The organism is Streptomyces violaceorubidus (assembly GCF_000717995.1).
Lineage (GTDB): Bacteria > Actinomycetota > Actinomycetes > Streptomycetales > Streptomycetaceae > Streptomyces > Streptomyces violaceorubidus.
The window spans coordinates 48,697-67,217 of the sequence record NZ_JODM01000013.1; the positions used below are offsets into that span (position 1 = coordinate 48,697).

The following is an 18,521-nucleotide window of genomic DNA, read 5'->3' on the forward strand; positions in this document are numbered from 1 at the left end:
CGTTCGGTGGCAGGACGGCGGGCACCCTTCCCGCCGTCAGCGCCCATCGCCTGTACGAGACGGAGTGGCACCGGATGCAGCACCCAGTGGGTTCTCCGCTGCCGCCGCCCCACCAGCCGGGGCAGGGACCGGCCCTCGGCTGGTCCCCGGCCGCACACCACCCTGGCCCGCCCCAGGGACCCGCCCCCGTACCGCCCGCCGCGCCGGGATACCCCACGGCACCGCGGCAGGCCCCGGTCCCGCACCCGGGTCCCGGCCCGGCCCCGCACCAGCCGCCCCCCGCGCCGGCACATCATCGGCCGGCTCCCGCCCCGCCCGCCTCCGCCCCGCCCGTGCCGGACACCACCGGGCATGTGCCGCTGCCGCCCGGCGGCCCGGTCGCCGTGCCCAGCGTGCCGCCCGCCACCGCCGCCGCGCCCGACCCCACCACGACCACCCTCGCGGTGCTGCTCATCGGCCCCGCGGGCGCGGGCAAGACCAGCGTGGCCAAGTACTGGGCGGACCACCGACGGGTCCCGACCGCGCACATCAGCCTCGACGACGTCCGCGAATGGGTCCGCTCCGGCTTCGCCGACCCCCAGACCGGGTGGAACGAGCACTCGGAGGCTCAGTACCGCCTCGCCCGCCGCACCTGCGGCTTCTCCGCGCGCAACTTCCTCGCCAACGGCATCTCCTGCATCCTCGACGACGCGGTCTTCCCGGACCGCCCGGTCGTCGGCCTCGGCGGCTGGAAGCGGCACGTCGGCCCCGGCCTGCTCCCCGTCGTCCTCCTGCCGGGCCTGGACATCGTCCTGGAGCGCAACGCCGAACGCAGCGGCAACCGACGCCTCACCGACGAGGAGGTCGCCCGCATCCACGGCCGCATGGCCGGCTGGTACGGCTCCGGCCTCCCCATCATCGACAACTCCCAACTGGACGTCCCGGAGACCGCCCACCTCCTCGACGAGGTCCTCTCCCGCTCGATAGCAAGCCCCCCGGCCTGGTAAGCGCCCCGCAGGGGCGCGGGGAACTGCGCGACAAGCCCCCACCGGCCTGTCAGGCGCCATACGACAAGAAGACCCACCCCAGTCGGCGCACCCCGCGTCCCCGGGCCCCGCCCACTCGGCCCACCCAAGCGGCACACCAACCGGCGGAGCCATACGCTCGGCTCATGTCAGAGGTCTACGCGGCCCGCCGGACGCGCCTACGGGAACGCTGCAACGCGGGCGGCAGCGCGGCGGCGCTCGTCTCCCGGCCCGCCAACGTGCGCTATCTCGCGGGCGCCGCCCCGCACGGCGCCGTGCTGCTCCTCGGCAGGACCGAGGACCTGCTGGTCTGCTCGGGCCCGCCCGACGACCGGCCGACCGAAGGCCGGCCCGACGAGTCGCTCCAGGTCCGCACCCTGCCCGGCCCCGGCGGTGATCCGGCCGTCACGGCCACCGGCCTCGCCGTCGACCAGGGCACCGAGTCCCTCGCCACGGAGGACCACCACCTCACCGTGGGCCGGCACCGTGCCATGCGCTCGGTCGCGCCGACGCTGCGCCTGACCGACCTCGGGCAGGCCGTCGAGCAGCTGAGGGTGGTCAAGGACGAGGAGGAGATCTCCTGCCTGCGCATCGGCGCCGAGATCGCCGATCAGGCCCTCGGCGAGCTCCTGGAGTCCATCCTGGTCGGCCGCACCGAGCGGCACCTCGCCCTGGAGCTGGAACGCCGCCTCGTCGACCACGGCGCGGACGGCCCCGCCTTCCCCACCTCCGTCGGCACCGGACCGAACTCGGGACGCCGCGGTCACCGGCCCACCGACCGCCGGGTGGAGGAGGGCGACTTCCTCTCCGTGTGCCTGGGCGCGACGTACCGCGGTTACCGCTGCGAGATCGGCCGCACGTTCGTCATCGGCACCTCGCCGGCCGACTGGCAGATCGAGCTGTACGACCTCGTCTTCGCCGCCCAGCGGGCCGGACGCGAGGCCCTCGTACCCGGCGCCGCCTGCCGTGATGTGGACCGCGCGACCCGCCAGGCACTGGACTCGGCGGGGTACGCGGAGAACCTCCCGGCCCTCACCGGACACGGTGTCGGACTCGAAATCGACGAGGACCCTCAGTTGGCCCCCGCGGCCATGGGTAAACTGGACGCTTGTGTGCCGGTCACCGTCGAACCGGGGGTCCACCTCCCGGGCCGGGGCGGGGTCCGGATCGATGACACGCTCGTCGTGCGCCCCGAGGCGGACGGCGGACCCGAGCTACTCACCATCACGACCAAGGAGCTGCTCGCGCTCTAGCCTCGCGCTGTGCGTACGCTCCCGGGTCGTCCACGTCAGTCCAGTCCAGGAGATTCCGCAACCGTGGCTTCCACGAACGACCTCAAGAACGGCCTGGTGCTCAAGCTCGAAGGCGGCCAGCTCTGGTCCGTCGTCGAGTTCCAGCACGTCAAGCCCGGCAAGGGCCCGGCCTTCGTGCGCACCAAGCTCAAGAACGTGCTTTCCGGCAAGGTGGTCGACAAGACCTTCAACGCCGGCGTCAAGGTCGAGACGGCCACTGTCGACAAGCGTGACATGCAGTTCTCGTACATGGACGGCGACTACTTCGTCTTCATGGACATGGAGACGTATGACCAGCTGATGATCGACCGCAAGGTCGTCGGCGACGCCGCGAACTTCCTCATCGAGGGCTTCGAGGCCACCGTCGCGCAGCACGAGGGCGAGGTGCTCTTCGTCGAGCTGCCGGCCGCCGTCGAGCTGACCGTCCAGGAGACCGAGCCCGGCGTCCAGGGCGACCGCTCCACCGGCGGCACCAAGCCCGCCGTCCTGGAGACCGGTCACCAGATCAACGTCCCGCTCTTCATCACCACCGGTGAGAAGATCAAGGTCGACACCCGTACGAGCGACTACCTCGGCCGGGTGAACAGCTAACCGTGGCTGCTCGCAACACGGCCCGCAAACGCGCCTTCCAGATCCTCTTCGAGGGCGATCAGCGCGGCGCCGACGTCCTGACGGTGCTCGCCGACTGGGTCCGGCACTCCCGGTCCGACACCCGGCAGCCGCCGGTGAGCGAGTACACGATGGAGCTGGTCGAGGGCTACGCCGAGCGCGCGAAGCGCATCGACGAGCTGATCGCGCAGTACTCGGTCGACTGGACGCTCGACCGGATGCCGGTCGTCGACCGCAACATCCTGCGCCTGGGCGCGTACGAGCTGCTCTGGGTCGACGGGACCCCGGACGCCGTCGTCCTGGACGAGATGGTGCAGCTGGCGAAGGAGTTCTCCACGGACGAGTCGCCCGCGTTCATCAACGGCCTGCTCGGACGACTGAAGGACCTGAAGCCCTCGCTGCGCCGCGAGTAGCTCCGAGGGTTCTGCGCGCCCTGACGGCGTTGCCCGCACGCAGTGCAGAAACCGCCGGGGTGGCCGGGACCGAACGAACGGTTCCGGCCACCCCGGCGGCACGTTTCTGCTGGGGTGGTGGAGCTCAGAGCTCCTCGTGGGACGCCACCGCGCGGCGCGCGTCCGCGTCCAGGACGCCCCAGCTGATCAGCTGCTCGGTGAGGACCGAGGGCGACTGGTCGTAGATGACGGCGAGAGTGCGCAGGTCGTCCTGGCGGATCGAGAGCACCTTGCCGTTGTAGTCACCGCGCTGCGACTGGATCGTGGCCGCGTACCGCTGGAGCGGGCCCGCCTTCTCGGCCGGCACGGTGGCCAGCCGCTCCAGGTCCAGGACCAGCTTCGGCGGCGGCTCGGCGGCGCCGCCCGGGGTGGTGCCCGGCAGCAGCTCCTGCACGGGAACGCCGTAGAAGTCCGCCAGCTCGGCGAGGCGCTGCACGGTCACGGCACGGTCGCCGCGCTCGTACGAGCCGACCACGACGGCCTTCCAGCGGCCCTGGGACTTCTCCTCGACACCATGGAGGGAAAGGCCCTGCTGGGTGCGGATGGCCCGGAGCTTGGCCCCGAGCTGTTTGGCGTATTCGCTGGACATATGGCTCCCCGGACAAGGTGTCGACGCGGCTGCCTGTTGTCCGCCGCGCGGCTGGTAACTCACTGTGAGGTTACGCAGCGTTACTCTGCCGCGTCAAGCCGAATGGTCCGCACCGACTCTTCCGTGGTAACCGCCCTTCGTTACTCCGGACGGGTGATCGATGTGCGGCAGAAGGGTGACAGGGGAGTGTCCGGGGGGGCCGCCGGGGAGGTTCTGTGGGCCTGCTACTGTAGGTGGCGCATATCCGACGTCCTTTAAAGTCCGTCCCGTGAGGCGGAGAAGGGGGTCCGTTTCGTATGGACAAGCAGCAGAATGCCCGGCCCGTCCTCGAGGGGCCCGACATCGCGCGGGTGCTGACCCGCATCGCCCACGAGATCGTCGAACGCGCCAAGGGCGCCGACGACGTGGTGCTCCTCGGCATCCCGACCCGCGGCGTCTTCCTCGCCCGGCGGCTCGCCGACAAGCTGGAGCAGATCACCGAGCGCAAGATGCCGGTCGGCTCGCTCGACATCACCATGTACCGCGACGACCTGCGCATGCACCCGCCGCGTGCCCTGGCCCGCACCGAGATCCCCGGCGACGGCATCGACGGCCGCCTCGTCGTCCTCGTCGACGACGTGCTCTTCTCCGGCCGCACCATCCGCGCCGCCCTCGACGCGCTGAACGACATCGGGCGCCCGCGCGCGGTGCAGCTCGCCGTCCTCGTCGACCGCGGCCACCGGGAACTGCCCATCCGCGCCGACTACGTCGGCAAGAACCTCCCGACGTCGCTGCGGGAGACGGTCAAGGTCCAGCTCGCCGAGGAGGACGGTCGCGACACCGTCCTGCTCGGTGCCAAGCCGGCCGCCCCGGGCGCCCACCCCTAGCACCCCGCGTACGCGCCCAGCCGTGCCGTGCGCGTGCTCGGCGCGCCCCCGTACGCGCCCGGCCGCCCGAATTAGCCCGCTCTTCCGCATGACTCGCCCTACGGAGCCTGACAGATGCAGCGTCATCTCATCTCGGCCGCCGACCTCACCCGCGACGACGCCGTCCTCATCCTCGACACCGCCGAGGAGATGGCCCGGGTCGCGGACCGGCCGATCAAGAAACTGCCCACCCTGCGCGGCCGTACCGTCGTGAACCTCTTCTTCGAGGACTCCACCCGGACCCGGATCTCCTTCGAGGCCGCCGAGAAGCGGCTGTCCGCGGACGTCATCAACTTCACCGCCAAGGGCTCCAGCGTCTCCAAGGGCGAGTCCCTCAAGGACACCGCCCAGACCCTGGAGGCGATGGGCGTCGACGCCGTCGTCATCCGGCACAGCGCGTCCGGCGCCCCCTACCGCCTGGCCACCTCCGGCTGGATCGACGCCGCCGTGGTCAACGCCGGGGACGGCACCCACCAGCACCCCACCCAGGCGCTGCTCGACGCCTTCACCATGCGCCGCCGCCTGGTCGGCCGCGACGCCGGGCTCGGCAAGGACCTGGACGGCCGCCGGATCACCCTCGTCGGCGACATCCTGCACAGCCGCGTCGCCCGCTCCAACGTCGACCTGCTGCACACCCTCGGCGCCGAGGTCACCCTCGTCGCCCCGCCGACCCTGCTGCCGGTCGGCGTCGAGACCTGGCCCTGCGAGGTCTCCTACGACCTCGACTCCACGCTGCCCAAGTCCGACGCGGTGATGCTGCTGCGCGTGCAGCGGGAGCGGATGAACGCCGCGTTCTTCCCCACCGAGCGCGAGTACTCCCGCCGCTACGGCCTCGACGGCGACCGCATGGCGAAGATGCCCGACCACGCCATCGTGATGCACCCCGGCCCGATGGTGCGCGGCATGGAGATCACCGCCGAGGTCGCCGACTCCGACCGCTGCACGGTCGTCGAGCAGGTCACCAACGGCGTCTCCATCCGGATGGCCGTCCTGTACCTGCTGCTCGGCGGCAACGAGCCCGCCGTGTCCCACGCCCGCCCCACCGAGGAGAAGTAAGAACATGAGCAAGACCCTGATCCGCGGTGCGAAGGTGCTCGGCGGCGAGCCGCAGGACGTCCTGATCGACGGCGCCGTCGTCGAGGCGGTCGGCCGGAACCTGTCCGCCGAGGGCGCGGAGGTCGTCGAGGCCGACGGCAAGGTGCTGCTGCCCGGCCTGGTCGACCTGCACACCCACCTGCGCGAGCCCGGCCGCGAGGACTCCGAGACGGTCCTGACCGGCACCCGCGCGGCGGCGAGCGGCGGCTACACCAACGTCTTCGCCATGGCCAACACCTTCCCGGTCGCCGACACCGCCGGTGTCGTCGAGCAGGTCTGGCGGCTCGGCCAGGAGTCCGGCTACTGCGACGTGCAGCCCATCGGCGCCGTCACCGTCGGCCTGGAGGGCGCCAAGCTCGCCGAGCTGGGGGCCATGCACGAGTCCGCGGCCGGTGTCACCGTCTTCTCCGACGACGGCAAGTGCGTCCACGACGCCGTGATCATGCGCCGTGCCCTGGAGTACGTGAAGGCCTTCGGCGGCGTCGTCGCCCAGCACGCCCAGGAGCCCCGGCTGACCGAGGGCGCCCAGATGAACGAGGGCGTCGTCTCCGCCGAGCTGGGCCTCGGCGGCTGGCCCGCCGTCGCCGAGGAGTCGATCGTCGCCCGGGACGTGCTGCTCGCCGAGCACGTCGGCTCCCGCGTCCACATCTGCCACCTGTCGACCGCCGGGTCCGTCGAGATCGTCCGCTGGGCCAAGTCCCGCGGGATCGACGTCACCGCCGAGGTCACCCCGCACCACCTCCTCCTCACCGACGAGCTGGTCCGGTCGTACGACCCGGTCTTCAAGGTCAACCCGCCGCTGCGCACCGAGCGCGACGTCATGGCCCTGCGCGAGGCACTCGCCGACGGCACGATCGACATCGTCGCCACCGACCACGCCCCGCACCCGCACGAGGACAAGGACTGCGAGTGGGCCGCCGCCGCCATGGGGATGGTGGGCCTGGAGACCGCGCTGTCGGTGGTGCAGGCGACCATGGTGGACACGGGCCTGCTGGACTGGGCCGGCGTCGCCGACCGGATGTCCTTCAAGCCCGCGCAGATCGGACAGGCCACCGGACACGGCCGTCCCGTCTCGGCTGGTGAGCCCGCCAACCTCACCCTGGTCGATGCGGCATACCGTGGCCAGGTGGACCCCGCGGGCTTCGCCTCGCGCAGTCGCAACACCCCCTACGAGGGGCGTGAGCTGCCGGGCCGTGTGACGCACACGTGGCTGCGGGGCAAGGCCACGCTCGTCGACGGGAAGCTCACGTGACATCTGTAGCACCGGTAATCCTGCTGGCCGCCGAGAAGGAATCGGCGGAAGTGACCGACTGGGCCGCCCGCGTCGGCTGGGTCGTCGGCCTGGGCCTCTTCGTGGCGCTCGTCTACTGGCTGATGCGCGAGGGCTGGAAGTGGCGCGGCACGCTCCAGGGCGACCTCCCCGAGCTGCCCGGCGCGCCGGACGAGCCGGGCACGGCGAGACTGGTGCTGAGCGGCCGCTACCACGGTTCCACCACCGCCGGTCAGTGGCTGGACCGCATCGTCGCGCACGGCCTGGGCACCCGCAGCCGGGTCGAGCTGACCCTGACCGACGCGGGACTGGACGTCGTACGCCCCGGCGCCGCCGACTTCTTCGTCCCCGTCGCCGCGCTGCGCGAGGCCCGGCTGGACAAGGGCATCGCCGGCAAGGTCCTCACCGAGGGCGGCCTGCTGGTCGTCACCTGGGCCCACGGCGACAAGCTGATCGACTCCGGCTTCCGCTCCGACCACGCGGCCGAGCACAACGAGTGGGTCGACACCCTGAACGACATGATCAACAAGACGGAAACGGAAGGCGCACGATGACGACCTCCAGCAGGGGAGCCCACCGGACTCCCGCCGTACTCGTCCTGGAGGACGGCCGGATCTTCCGCGGCCGCGCCTACGGGGCCGTGGGGGCCACCTTCGGCGAAGCCGTGTTCTCCACCGGCATGACCGGCTACCAGGAGACCCTCACCGACCCGTCCTACCACCGACAGGTCGTCGTGATGACCGCCCCGCACGTCGGGAACACCGGGATCAACGACGAGGACATGGAGTCCAGGAAGATCTGGGTCTCCGGCTACGTCGTGCGCGACCCCGCGCGCGTGCCTTCCAACTGGCGCTCGACGCGCTCCCTCGACGAGGAACTGACCGCCCAGGGCGTCGTCGGCATCTCCGGCATCGACACCCGCGCCCTCACCCGCCACCTGCGCGAGCGCGGCGCCATGCGCGTCGGCATCTTCTCCGGCCAGGCGCTGCCCGACGAGGGCACCATGCTCGCCGAGGTCCGCCAGGCCCCCGAGATGAGCGGCGCCGACCTCTCCGCCGAGGTCGCCACCACCGAGGCGTACGTCGTCCCGGCGATCGGCGAGAAGAAGTTCACCGTCGCCGCCGTCGACCTCGGCATCAAGGGCATGACCCCGCACCGGATGGCCGAGCGCGGCATCGAGGTGCACGTCCTGCCCGCCACGGCCACCGTCGACGAGGTCTACGCCGTCGAGCCGGACGGCGTGTTCTTCTCCAACGGCCCCGGCGACCCCGCCACCGCCGACCACCCGGTCTCGGTCATGCAGGGCGTCCTGGAGCGCGGCACCCCGCTCTTCGGCATCTGCTTCGGCAACCAGATCCTGGGCCGCGCGCTCGGCTTCGGCACCTTCAAGCTGAAGTACGGCCACCGGGGCATCAACCAGCCCGTGCAGGACCGTACGACCGGCAAGGTCGAGGTCACCGCGCACAACCACGGATTCGCCGTCGACGCCCCGCTCGACCAGGTCTCCGACACCCCCTACGGCCGCGCCGAGGTCTCCCACGTCTGCCTCAACGACAACGTGGTGGAGGGGCTCCAGCTCCTCGACCGGCCGGCCTTCAGCGTCCAGTACCACCCCGAAGCGGCGGCCGGCCCGCACGACGCCGCCTACCTGTTCGACCGCTTCGTGAAGCTCATGGAGGGCCAGCGTGCCTAAGCGCACCGATATCCAGTCCGTCCTGGTCATCGGCTCCGGCCCGATCGTCATCGGCCAGGCCGCCGAGTTCGACTACTCCGGGACCCAGGCGTGCCGCGTGCTCAAGGCCGAGGGCCTGCGCGTCGTCCTGGTCAACTCCAACCCCGCGACGATCATGACCGACCCGGAGATCGCCGACGCCACCTACGTCGAGCCGATCACCCCGGAGTTCGTCGAGAAGATCATCGCCAAGGAGCGGCCCGACGCGCTCCTGCCCACCCTGGGCGGTCAGACGGCCCTCAACACCGCCATCTCCCTGCACGGCAACGGCGTCCTGGAGAAGTACGGCGTCGAACTGATCGGCGCCAACGTCGAGGCCATCAACAAGGGCGAGGACCGCGACCTGTTCAAGGAGGTCGTCGAGGAGGTCCGCAGGAAGATCGGCCACGGCGAGTCCGCCCGGTCCCACATCTGCCACTCCATGGACGACGTCCTCAAGGGCGTCGACGCGCTCGGCGGCTACCCCGTCGTCGTCCGCCCCTCCTTCACCATGGGCGGCGCCGGCTCCGGCTTCGCCCACGACGAGGAGGAGCTGCGCCGCATCGCCGGCCAGGGCCTCACCCTCTCGCCCACCACCGAGGTGCTCCTGGAGGAGTCCATCCTCGGCTGGAAGGAGTACGAGCTGGAGCTGATGCGCGACAAGAACGACAACGTCGTGGTCGTCTGCTCCATCGAGAACTTCGACCCCATGGGCGTCCACACCGGCGACTCGATCACCGTCGCGCCCGCGATGACGCTGACCGATCGCGAGTACCAGACCCTGCGCGACGTCGGCATCGCGATCATCCGCGAGGTCGGCGTCGACACCGGCGGCTGCAACATCCAGTTCGCGGTGAACCCCGAGGACGGTCGCGTGATCGTCATCGAGATGAACCCGCGCGTGTCCCGCTCCTCGGCCCTCGCCTCCAAGGCGACCGGCTTCCCCATCGCCAAGATCGCCGCGAAGCTCGCCGTCGGCTACACCCTCGACGAGATCCCGAACGACATCACGCAGGAGACCCCGGCCTCCTTCGAGCCGACCCTCGACTACGTGGTCGTCAAGGCCCCGCGCTTCGCCTTCGAGAAGTTCCCGAGCGCCGACTCCACCCTCACCACCACCATGAAGTCGGTCGGCGAGGCCATGGCCATCGGCCGCAACTTCACCGAGGCCTTCCAGAAGGCGCTGCGCTCGCTGGAGAAGAAGGGCAGCCAGTTCACCTTCGTCGGCGAGGCGGGCGACAAGCTGGAGCTGCTGAGGGAGGCCGTGCGGCCCACCGACGGCCGTGTCAACGCCGTCATGCAGGCCATCCGCGCGGGCGCCACGCCCGAGGAGGTCTTCGAGTACACCAAGATCGACCCCTGGTTCGTCGACCAGCTCTTCCTGATCAAGGAGATCGCCGACGAGCTGGCCGCCGCGCCCGAGCTGACCGCCGACCTGCTCGCCGAGGCCAAGCGGCACGGCTTCTCCGACCAGCAGGTGGGCGAGATCCGCGGCCTGCGCGAGGACGTCGTCCGGGAGGTGCGGCACGCGCTGGGCATCCGCCCGGTCTACAAGACGGTCGACACCTGCGCCGCCGAGTTCGCCGCCAAGACGCCGTACTTCTACTCCTCCTACGACGAGGAGAGCGAGGTCGCGCCGCGCGAGAAGCCCGCCGTGATCATCCTGGGCTCCGGCCCGAACCGCATCGGGCAGGGCATCGAGTTCGACTACTCCTGCGTCCACGCCTCCTTCGCGCTGTCCGACGCCGGGTACGAGACCGTGATGGTCAACTGCAACCCCGAGACCGTCTCCACCGACTACGACACCTCCGACCGGCTGTACTTCGAGCCGCTCACCCTGGAGGACGTCCTGGAGATCGTCCACGCGGAGCAGCAGACCGGACCGGTCGCGGGCGTGATCGTCCAGCTCGGCGGCCAGACCCCGCTGGGCCTGGCTCAGGCGCTCAAGGACAACGGCGTGCCGGTCGTCGGCACCTCGCCCGAGGCCATCCACGCCGCCGAGGACCGCGGCGCCTTCGGGCGGGTCCTCGCGCAGGCCGGGCTCCCGGCCCCCAAGCACGGCACCGCCACCACCTTCACCGAGGCCAAGGCCATCGCCGACGAGATCGGCTACCCGGTGCTGGTGCGGCCCTCCTACGTCCTCGGCGGACGCGGCATGGAGATCGTCTACGACGAGACCCGGCTGGAGGCGTACATCGCCGAGTCGACCGAGATCAGCCCGTCCCGGCCGGTCCTGGTCGACCGCTTCCTGGACGACGCGATCGAGATCGACGTCGACGCCCTGTACGACGGCGAGGAGCTGTACCTCGGAGGCGTCATGGAGCACATCGAGGAGGCCGGCATCCACTCCGGCGACTCGGCGTGCGCCCTGCCCCCGATCACGCTCGGCGGCTTCGACATCAAGCGGCTGCGCGCCTCCACCGAGGGCATCGCCAAGGGCGTCGGCGTGCGCGGCCTGATCAACATCCAGTTCGCGCTGGCCGGGGACATCCTCTACGTCCTGGAGGCCAACCCGCGCGCCTCGCGCACCGTCCCCTTCACCTCGAAGGCGACCGCGGTGCCGCTGGCCAAGGCCGCCGCCCGCATCTCTCTGGGCGCCACCATCGCCGAACTGCGCGCCGAGGGCCTGCTGCCGGCCAACGGCGACGGCGGCGAGCTGCCGCTGGACGCGCCGATCTCCGTCAAGGAGGCCGTGATGCCGTGGTCCCGCTTCCGGGACATCCACGGCCGCGGCGTCGACACCGTCCTCGGCCCGGAGATGCGTTCCACCGGCGAGGTCATGGGCATCGACTCCGTCTTCGGCACGGCCTACGCCAAGTCGCAGGCGGGTGCCTACGGGCCGCTGCCGACCAAGGGCCGCGCCTTCATCTCGGTCGCCAACCGCGACAAGCGCTCGATGATCTTCCCGGCCCGCGAACTGGTCGCCCACGGCTTCGAGCTGATGGCCACCTCCGGCACCGCCGAGGTGCTCAGGCGCAACGGCATCAACGCCACCGTGGTGCGCAAGCAGTCCGAGGGCACCGGCCCGAACGGCGAGAAGACCATCGTCCAGCTCATCCACGACGGCGAGGTCGACCTCATCGTCAACACCCCGTACGGCACCGGCGGCCGCCTCGACGGCTACGACATCCGTACGGCGGCCGTGGCCCGCTCCGTGCCCTGCCTGACGACGGTCCAGGCGCTGGCGGCGGCGGTGCAGGGCATCGACGCCCTCAACCACGGCGACGTGGGAGTGCGCTCACTCCAGGAACACGCCGAGTTCCTGACCGCGGCCCGCGACTAGCAGCCCCGAGGGGGACACCGGAAACGGTGTCCCCCTCTTCATGAGGCTTCATGAGGACACCATGTACAAAACCTTCTTCTCGCTCGTCTTCAAGCGCATGGACCCGGAGGGCGCTCACCACCTGGCCTTCCGCTGGATCCGCCTGGCCGTCCGCGTCCCGGTCCTGCGCACCTTCGTCGCGGCCGTGCTGGCGCCCCGCTTCAAGGAGCTGCGCACCGAGGCCCTCGGCCTGCGCATGCACGGCCCCTTCGGGCTCGCCGCGGGCTTCGACAAGAACGCCGTCGCGATCGACGGCATGGCGATGCTCGGCTTCGACCACGTCGAGATCGGCACCGTCACCGGGGAGCCGCAGCCCGGCAACCCCAAGAAGCGGCTGTTCCGCCTGGTGGGCGACCGGGCGCTGATCAACCGCATGGGCTTCAACAACGACGGCTCACTGGCCGTCGCCGCCCGCCTCGCCTCCCGTACGCCTGTCTTTCGCACCGTCGTCGGCGTCAACATCGGCAAGACGAAGACCGTCCCCGAGGCGGAGGCGGTCGGCGACTACGTGAAGTCCGCGGAGCGGCTCGCCCCGCACGCCGACTACCTGGTCGTCAACGTCTCCTCGCCCAACACGCCCGGGCTGCGCAACCTCCAGGCCACCGAGGCGCTGCGCCCGCTGCTGAGCGCGGTCCGCGAGGCCGCCGACCGCGCGGTGACCGCCCGGCGCGTCCCGCTGCTGGTCAAGATCGCGCCGGACCTCGCCGACGAGGACGTGGACGCGGTCGCCGACCTGGCCGTGGAACTGGGCCTGGACGGCATCATCGCCACCAACACCACCATCGCCCGCGAGGGCCTCGGCCTGACCTCCTCGCCGGCCCTCGTCGGGGAGACCGGCGGACTGTCCGGCGCCCCCCTCAAGGCACGCTCCCTGGAGGTGCTGCGCCGCCTCTACGCGCGCGTGGGCGACCGGATCACCCTGGTGGGCGTCGGTGGCGTCGAGACCGCCGAGGACGCCTGGGAGCGCATCCTGGCCGGTGCCACGCTGGTCCAGGGCTACAGCGCGTTCATCTACGAGGGTCCCTTCTGGGGCCGCGCGATCCACAAGGGGCTCGCCGCGCGGCTGCGGCAGAGCCCGTACGCCACCCTCGCCGACGCGGTCGGCGCCGACGTGAGGAAGCACGCATGACGGTGATGGAAGCCTTCGGCGCCCGGCTGCGCCGCGCGATGGACGAGCGCGGTCCCCTGTGCGTCGGCATCGACCCGCACGCCTCCCTGCTCGCCGAGTGGGGGCTGAACGACGACGTGGCCGGTCTGGAGCGCTTCAGCCGCACCGTCGTGGAGGCGGTGGCCGACCGGGTCGCCGTCCTCAAGCCGCAGAGCGCCTTCTTCGAGCGCTTCGGCTCGCGCGGCGTCGCCGTGCTGGAGAAGTCGGTCCAGGAGGCGCGGGCGGCCGGCGCGCTGGTCGTCATGGACGCCAAGCGCGGCGACATCGGCTCCACCATGGCCGCGTACGCCGAGTCGTTCCTGAACAAGGACGCGCCGCTGTTCTCGGACGCGCTGACCGTCTCCCCGTACCTCGGCTACGGCTCCCTGAAGCCGGCCGTCGACCTGGCGCGCGAGAGCGGGGCAGGCCTGTTCGTGCTGGCGCTGACCTCCAACCAGGAGGGCGGCGAGGTCCAGCACGCGGTGCGGGAGGACGGACGCAACGTCGGGGCGACGATGCTGGCCCACCTGGCCGCCGAGAACGCGGGGGAGGAGCCGCTGGGCTCCTTCGGCGCGGTGGTCGGCGCCACCCTCGGCGACCTGTCCTCGTACGACCTGGGCATCAACGGTCCGCTGTTGGCGCCGGGCATCGGGGCCCAGGGGGCGACGCCCGCGGACCTGCCGCGCGTGTTCGGTGCCGCCGTGCGCAACGTGGTGCCGAACGTCAGCCGGGGTGTCCTTCGTCACGGTCCCGACGTGGCCGCTTTGCGGACGGCCGCGGACCGCTTCGCGGCGGAGATCCGGACCGCGCTCTCGGCGTCCTGACCCTGGATACATCCTCAAATCAGAGGGAGTATGTCCTAAATGTCCGTCCTGACGGAGGCTGACCAGGACTTTTCCGCTGTTCTCGCTGACTCTGGCGGACTTGACCGCTAGTCTCCGTCGAGAGTCAACGGGCGAGCGTGTTGCTCGTGGCTCACCAGGTGAGGGGCGACTAGGTTCCTCACCGGTCCGTATCCGACAGTTCGACATCCGAGGTGACGTAGGCGTGGCTCTTCCGCCCCTTACCCCTGAACAGCGCGCAGCCGCGCTCGAAAAGGCCGCCGCGGCTCGCCGGGAGCGGGCCGAGGTCAAGAATCGACTCAAGCACTCCGGCGCCTCCCTCCACGAGGTCATCAAGCAGGGTCAGGAGAACGACGTCATCGGCAAGATGAAGGTCTCCGCCCTCCTCGAGTCCCTGCCGGGCGTGGGCAAAGTCCGCGCCAAGCAGATCATGGAGCGACTGGGCATCTCCGAGAGCCGCCGCGTGCGCGGTCTCGGTTCCAACCAGATCGCGTCCCTGGAGCGCGAGTTCGGCAGCACCGGCAGCTGAGTCCGGACCACTCCGGGATTGCTGGAATAATCGCTGCATGGCTGCAACACCCCGGGGGACGTCCCCCGTACCCCCGGACGCACGTCCGCGGCTGACCGTGCTCTCCGGCCCCTCGGGGGTCGGCAAGAGCACGGTCGTCGCCCATATGCGCAAGGAACACCCCGAGGTATGGCTGTCGGTCTCGGCGACGACCCGCAGGCCCCGCCCCGGCGAGCAGCACGGTGTCCACTACTTCTTCGTCAGCGACGAGGAGATGGACAAGCTGATCGCCAACGGCGAGCTGCTGGAGTGGGCCGAGTTCGCCGGCAACCGGTACGGGACGCCGCGCACGGCCGTGCTGGAGCGCCTGGAGGCCGGTGAGCCGGTCCTCCTGGAGATCGACCTCCAGGGTGCGCGGCAGGTCCGTGACTCCATGCCCGAGGCCCGGCTGGTGTTCCTGGCCCCGCCCTCCTGGGACGAGCTGGTGCGCAGGCTCACCGGCCGGGGCACCGAACCGCCCGAGGTGATCGAGCGCCGCCTCGCCGCGGCCAGGGTCGAGCTGGCGGCCGAGCCGGAGTTCGACCAGACCCTGGTGAACACCTCCGTCGAGGACGTGGCGCGCGAGCTGCTAGCCTTGACGAACGTCGTGTGATCGCCACTGGTCGTCCCGCGGTCGTCCCGACTGAATCTTTCCCATCCATCGGAAGGTAGAGCGTGTCCTCTTCCATCTCCGCGCCCGAGGGCATCATCAACCCGCCGATCGACGAGCTCCTCGAGGCCACGGACTCGAAGTACAGCCTCGTGATCTACGCGGCCAAGCGGGCCCGCCAGATCAACGCGTACTACTCGCAGCTCGGCGAGGGCCTCCTCGAGTACGTCGGTCCGCTCGTCGACACCCACGTCCACGAGAAGCCGCTCTCGATCGCCCTGCGCGAGATCAACGCGGGGCTGCTGACCTCCGAGGCCATCGAAGGCCCGGCGCAGTAGTACCAGCAGCATCGGCGGTAATATCTTCAGCCTTACGCTGACTTATCCACAGGCCCGGCAGCCCGACTGTCGGGCCTGTGGTGTGTGATGGGTCGTACGCGCAGTCCGAGCGCAGGATCTGAGCCGGGGAGAGACGGTGGACAAACCCGAGGTCGTTCTGGGGGTCAGCGGCGGCATCGCCGCGTACAAGGCCTGTGAGCTGCTGCGCAGACTCACCGAGTCGGGACACGGGGTCCGCGTCGTGCCCACCGCCTCCGCCCTGCACTTCGTGGGCGCCGCCACCTGGTCCGCGCTGTCCGGCAACCCCGTGTCGACCGAGGTGTGGGACGACGTCCACCAGGTCCCGCACGTACGCATCGGCCAGCACGCCGACCTGGTCGTCGTCGCCCCCGCCACCGCCGACATGCTCGCCAAGGCGGCCCACGGCCTCGCCGACGACCTGCTCACCAACACCCTGCTCACGGCCCGCTGCCCGGTCGTCTTCGCGCCCGCCATGCACACCGAGATGTGGGAGCACCCGGCCACCCAGGAGAACGTGGCGACGCTGCGCCGCCGGGGCGCCGTCGTGATCGAGCCCGCCGTCGGCCGCCTCACCGGCGTCGACACCGGCAAGGGCCGGCTGCCCGACCCGGGCGAGATCTTCGAGGTCTGCCGCCGGGTGCTCGCCCGCGGTGTGCGCGAGCCCGACCTCGCCGGACGGCACGTCGTGGTCAGCGCCGGCGGCACCCGGGAGCCCCTCGACCCGGTCCGCTTCCTCGGCAACCGCTCCTCCGGCAAGCAGGGCTACGCCCTCGCCCGTACCGCGGCCGCCCGCGGCGCCCGCGTCACGCTGGTCGCGGCGAACACGTCGATGCCGGACCCGGCCGGCGTGGACGTGGTGCCGGTCGGCACGGCGGTGGAGCTGCGCGAGGCGGTGCTGCGCGCCGCGGCGGACGCCGACGCCGTCGTCATGGCCGCGGCGGTGGCCGACTTCCGCCCGGCGGCGTACGCCACCGGGAAGATCAAGAAGAAGGACGACCGGGAACCCGAGCCGATCACCCTGGTGCGTAATCCGGACATCCTCGCGGAGATCTCCACGACGCGTGCCCGGTCCGGACAGGTGATCGTCGGCTTCGCCGCCGAGACCGACGACGTCCTGGCCAACGGCCGGGCCAAGCTGAAGCGCAAGGGCTGCGACTTCCTCGTGGTGAACGAGGTGGGCGAGCACAAGACCTTCGGCTCCGAGGAGAACGAGGCGGTGGTCCTGGGCGCCGACGACAGCGAGACGCCGGTCGCCCACGGCCCGAAGGAGGCCCTGGCCGACACGGTCTGGGACCTCGTCGCCCGACGGCTGGAGTGAATGACCCATTTGCTCGAAGAAGCCTCGAAGACGACGCATTCGAGCGTGGCGCCCCTGGCCAAGGACGCTTCCTTCTGGGCAGAATGCCCGTGCCGCAGGTCACAGCCCTCCCGAGAGCTGAGACAGGTGGGCCCGCGGCAGAGTGCGACCGATAAACTGTTCTCGGACGTCGCCGGGTGCAGCTCCCCGTGCCGTCCACCAATGATCAGCCAGCAGCCGCTGCAACCCCAGGGAGCGTTGTGTCCCGTCGCCTTTTCACCTCGGAGTCCGTGACCGAAGGTCACCCCGACAAGATCGCTGACCAGATCAGCGACACGATTCTCGACGCGCTTCTGCGTGAGGACCCGACCTCTCGGGTCGCCGTCGAAACCCTGATCACCACCGGCCTCGTGCACGTGGCCGGCGAGGTCACGACCAAGGCATACGCGGACATCGCCAACCTGGTCCGGGGCAAGATCCTGGAGATCGGCTACGACTCCTCCAAGAAGGGCTTCGACGGCGCCTCCTGCGGCGTCTCGGTCTCCATCGGCGCCCAGTCCCCGGACATCGCCCAGGGCGTGGACACCGCGTACGAGAACCGCGTCGAGGGTGACGAGGACGAGCTGGACCGGCAGGGCGCCGGCGACCAGGGCCTGATGTTCGGCTACGCGTCCGACGAGACGCCGACGCTGATGCCGCTGCCGGTCTTCCTGGCGCACCGCCTGTCCAAGCGCCTGTCAGAGGTCCGCAAGAACGGCACCATCCCCTACCTGCGCCCGGACGGCAAGACCCAGGTCACCATCGAGTACGACGGCGACAAGGCGGTCCGCCTGGACACGGTCGTCGTCTCGTCCCAGCACGCCAGCGACATCGACCTGGAGTCGCTGCTGGCGCCGGACATCAAGGAGTTCGTCGTCGAGCCGGAGCTGAAGGCGCTCCTGGAGGACGGCATCAAGATCGACACGGAGAACTACCGCCTCCTGGTCAACCCGACCGGCCGTTTCGAGATCGGCGGCCCGATGGGCGACGCCGGTCTGACCGGCCGCAAGATCATCATCGACACCTACGGCGGCATGGCCCGCCACGGCGGTGGCGCCTTCTCCGGCAAGGACCCGTCGAAGGTCGACCGCTCCGCGGCGTACGCGATGCGCTGGGTCGCCAAGAACGTCGTGGCGGCCGGCCTCGCCGCCCGCTGCGAGGTCCAGGTCGCCTACGCCATCGGCAAGGCCGAGCCGGTCGGCCTGTTCGTGGAGACCTTCGGCACCGCCAAGGTCGAGCCCGAGAAGATCGAGAAGGCGATCGACGAGGTCTTCGACCTGCGTCCGGCCGCGATCATCCGCGACCTCGACCTGCTGCGCCCGATCTACGCCCAGACCGCGGCGTACGGCCACTTCGGCCGTGAGCTGCCCGACTTCACCTGGGAGCGCACCGACCGCGTGGACGCGCTGCGCGAGGCCGCGGGCGTGTAAG

Annotated in this window: 18 protein-coding genes; 17 read left to right on the plus strand and 1 reads right to left on the minus strand. The window is 70.9% G+C overall.

Going from position 1 to position 18,521, the window contains the following annotated elements; all coding sequences use genetic code 11:
* Positions 1–74: 74 nt before the first annotated feature.
* From IE94_RS35750 to nusB, 4 genes are all read left to right on the plus strand, one after another.
* Positions 75–986, plus strand: a complete 912-nt coding sequence (locus tag IE94_RS35750; RefSeq protein WP_037922885.1) for a Pro-rich N-terminal domain-containing protein — start codon at positions 75–77, stop codon at positions 984–986.
* Between the two features lie 164 nt (positions 987–1,150).
* Positions 1,151–2,257: an aminopeptidase P family protein gene (locus tag IE94_RS0117595; protein ID WP_030185062.1), complete on the plus strand. Its 1,107-nt coding sequence runs from the start codon at positions 1,151–1,153 to the stop codon at positions 2,255–2,257.
* Between the two features lie 63 nt (positions 2,258–2,320).
* Complete coding sequence (gene efp / locus IE94_RS0117600) at positions 2,321–2,887, plus strand: elongation factor P (RefSeq protein ID WP_030185065.1); 567 nt, start codon at positions 2,321–2,323, stop codon at positions 2,885–2,887.
* Between the two features lie 2 nt (positions 2,888–2,889).
* A complete protein-coding gene (gene nusB / locus IE94_RS0117605; protein ID WP_030185069.1) occupies positions 2,890–3,318 on the plus strand; it encodes a transcription antitermination factor NusB in 429 nt (142 codons plus the stop codon).
* A 124-nt stretch (positions 3,319–3,442) separates the two neighbouring features.
* Here nusB and bldD read toward each other — a convergent pair whose 3' ends face one another.
* Positions 3,443–3,946, minus strand: coding sequence for a transcriptional regulator BldD (gene bldD / locus IE94_RS0117610; protein WP_007447547.1), 504 nt, complete (start codon positions 3,944–3,946; stop codon positions 3,443–3,445).
* A 296-nt stretch (positions 3,947–4,242) separates the two neighbouring features.
* Here bldD and pyrR point away from each other — a divergent pair, with 296 nt between their 5' ends.
* From pyrR to metK, 13 genes are all read left to right on the plus strand, one after another.
* Positions 4,243–4,812 (plus strand): bifunctional pyr operon transcriptional regulator/uracil phosphoribosyltransferase PyrR, encoded by a 570-nt coding sequence (pyrR, locus tag IE94_RS0117615; protein WP_030185072.1) that lies wholly within the window; start codon positions 4,243–4,245, stop codon positions 4,810–4,812.
* A 114-nt stretch (positions 4,813–4,926) separates the two neighbouring features.
* Positions 4,927–5,907, plus strand: a complete 981-nt coding sequence (locus tag IE94_RS0117620; protein WP_003977339.1) for an aspartate carbamoyltransferase catalytic subunit — start codon at positions 4,927–4,929, stop codon at positions 5,905–5,907.
* Positions 5,908–5,911: 4 nt separating this feature from the next.
* The gene (locus IE94_RS0117625; protein ID WP_030185076.1) at positions 5,912–7,198 is read left to right on the plus strand and encodes a dihydroorotase; all 1,287 of its coding nucleotides are present in this window, start codon (positions 5,912–5,914) and stop codon (positions 7,196–7,198) included.
* Positions 7,195–7,770: a PH-like domain-containing protein gene (locus tag IE94_RS0117630; RefSeq protein ID WP_030185078.1), complete on the plus strand. Its 576-nt coding sequence runs from the start codon at positions 7,195–7,197 to the stop codon at positions 7,768–7,770. The genes IE94_RS0117625 and IE94_RS0117630 overlap by 4 nt, the downstream gene beginning before the upstream one ends.
* A complete protein-coding gene (gene carA / locus IE94_RS0117635) occupies positions 7,767–8,909 on the plus strand; it encodes a glutamine-hydrolyzing carbamoyl-phosphate synthase small subunit (RefSeq protein WP_030185080.1) in 1,143 nt (380 codons plus the stop codon). The genes IE94_RS0117630 and carA overlap by 4 nt, the downstream gene beginning before the upstream one ends.
* On the plus strand, positions 8,902–12,210 hold the full coding sequence (gene carB / locus IE94_RS0117640) for a carbamoyl-phosphate synthase large subunit (RefSeq protein WP_030185083.1): 3,309 nt from the start codon (positions 8,902–8,904) through the stop codon (positions 12,208–12,210). The genes carA and carB overlap by 8 nt, the downstream gene beginning before the upstream one ends.
* Before the next feature lie 61 nt (positions 12,211–12,271).
* The gene (locus tag IE94_RS0117645) at positions 12,272–13,378 is read left to right on the plus strand and encodes a quinone-dependent dihydroorotate dehydrogenase (protein ID WP_030185085.1); all 1,107 of its coding nucleotides are present in this window, start codon (positions 12,272–12,274) and stop codon (positions 13,376–13,378) included.
* On the plus strand, positions 13,375–14,220 hold the full coding sequence (pyrF, locus tag IE94_RS0117650; protein ID WP_030185086.1) for an orotidine-5'-phosphate decarboxylase: 846 nt from the start codon (positions 13,375–13,377) through the stop codon (positions 14,218–14,220). Before IE94_RS0117645 ends, pyrF begins: the two co-directional genes overlap by 4 nt.
* 223 nt (positions 14,221–14,443) lie before the next feature.
* Positions 14,444–14,767: an integration host factor gene (locus tag IE94_RS0117655; protein WP_003977346.1), complete on the plus strand. Its 324-nt coding sequence runs from the start codon at positions 14,444–14,446 to the stop codon at positions 14,765–14,767.
* Positions 14,768–14,804: 37 nt separating this feature from the next.
* A complete protein-coding gene (gene gmk, locus IE94_RS0117660) occupies positions 14,805–15,398 on the plus strand; it encodes a guanylate kinase (protein WP_030185088.1) in 594 nt (197 codons plus the stop codon).
* Positions 15,399–15,460: 62 nt separating this feature from the next.
* Complete coding sequence (rpoZ, locus tag IE94_RS0117665; protein WP_003977348.1) at positions 15,461–15,733, plus strand: DNA-directed RNA polymerase subunit omega; 273 nt, start codon at positions 15,461–15,463, stop codon at positions 15,731–15,733.
* Positions 15,734–15,869: 136 nt separating this feature from the next.
* Positions 15,870–17,072, plus strand: coding sequence for a bifunctional phosphopantothenoylcysteine decarboxylase/phosphopantothenate--cysteine ligase CoaBC (gene coaBC, locus IE94_RS0117670; RefSeq protein ID WP_030185091.1), 1,203 nt, complete (start codon positions 15,870–15,872; stop codon positions 17,070–17,072).
* A gap of 239 nt (positions 17,073–17,311) precedes the next feature.
* Complete coding sequence (metK, locus tag IE94_RS0117675) at positions 17,312–18,520, plus strand: methionine adenosyltransferase (RefSeq protein ID WP_030185095.1); 1,209 nt, start codon at positions 17,312–17,314, stop codon at positions 18,518–18,520.
* Position 18,521 lies beyond the last annotated feature (1 nt).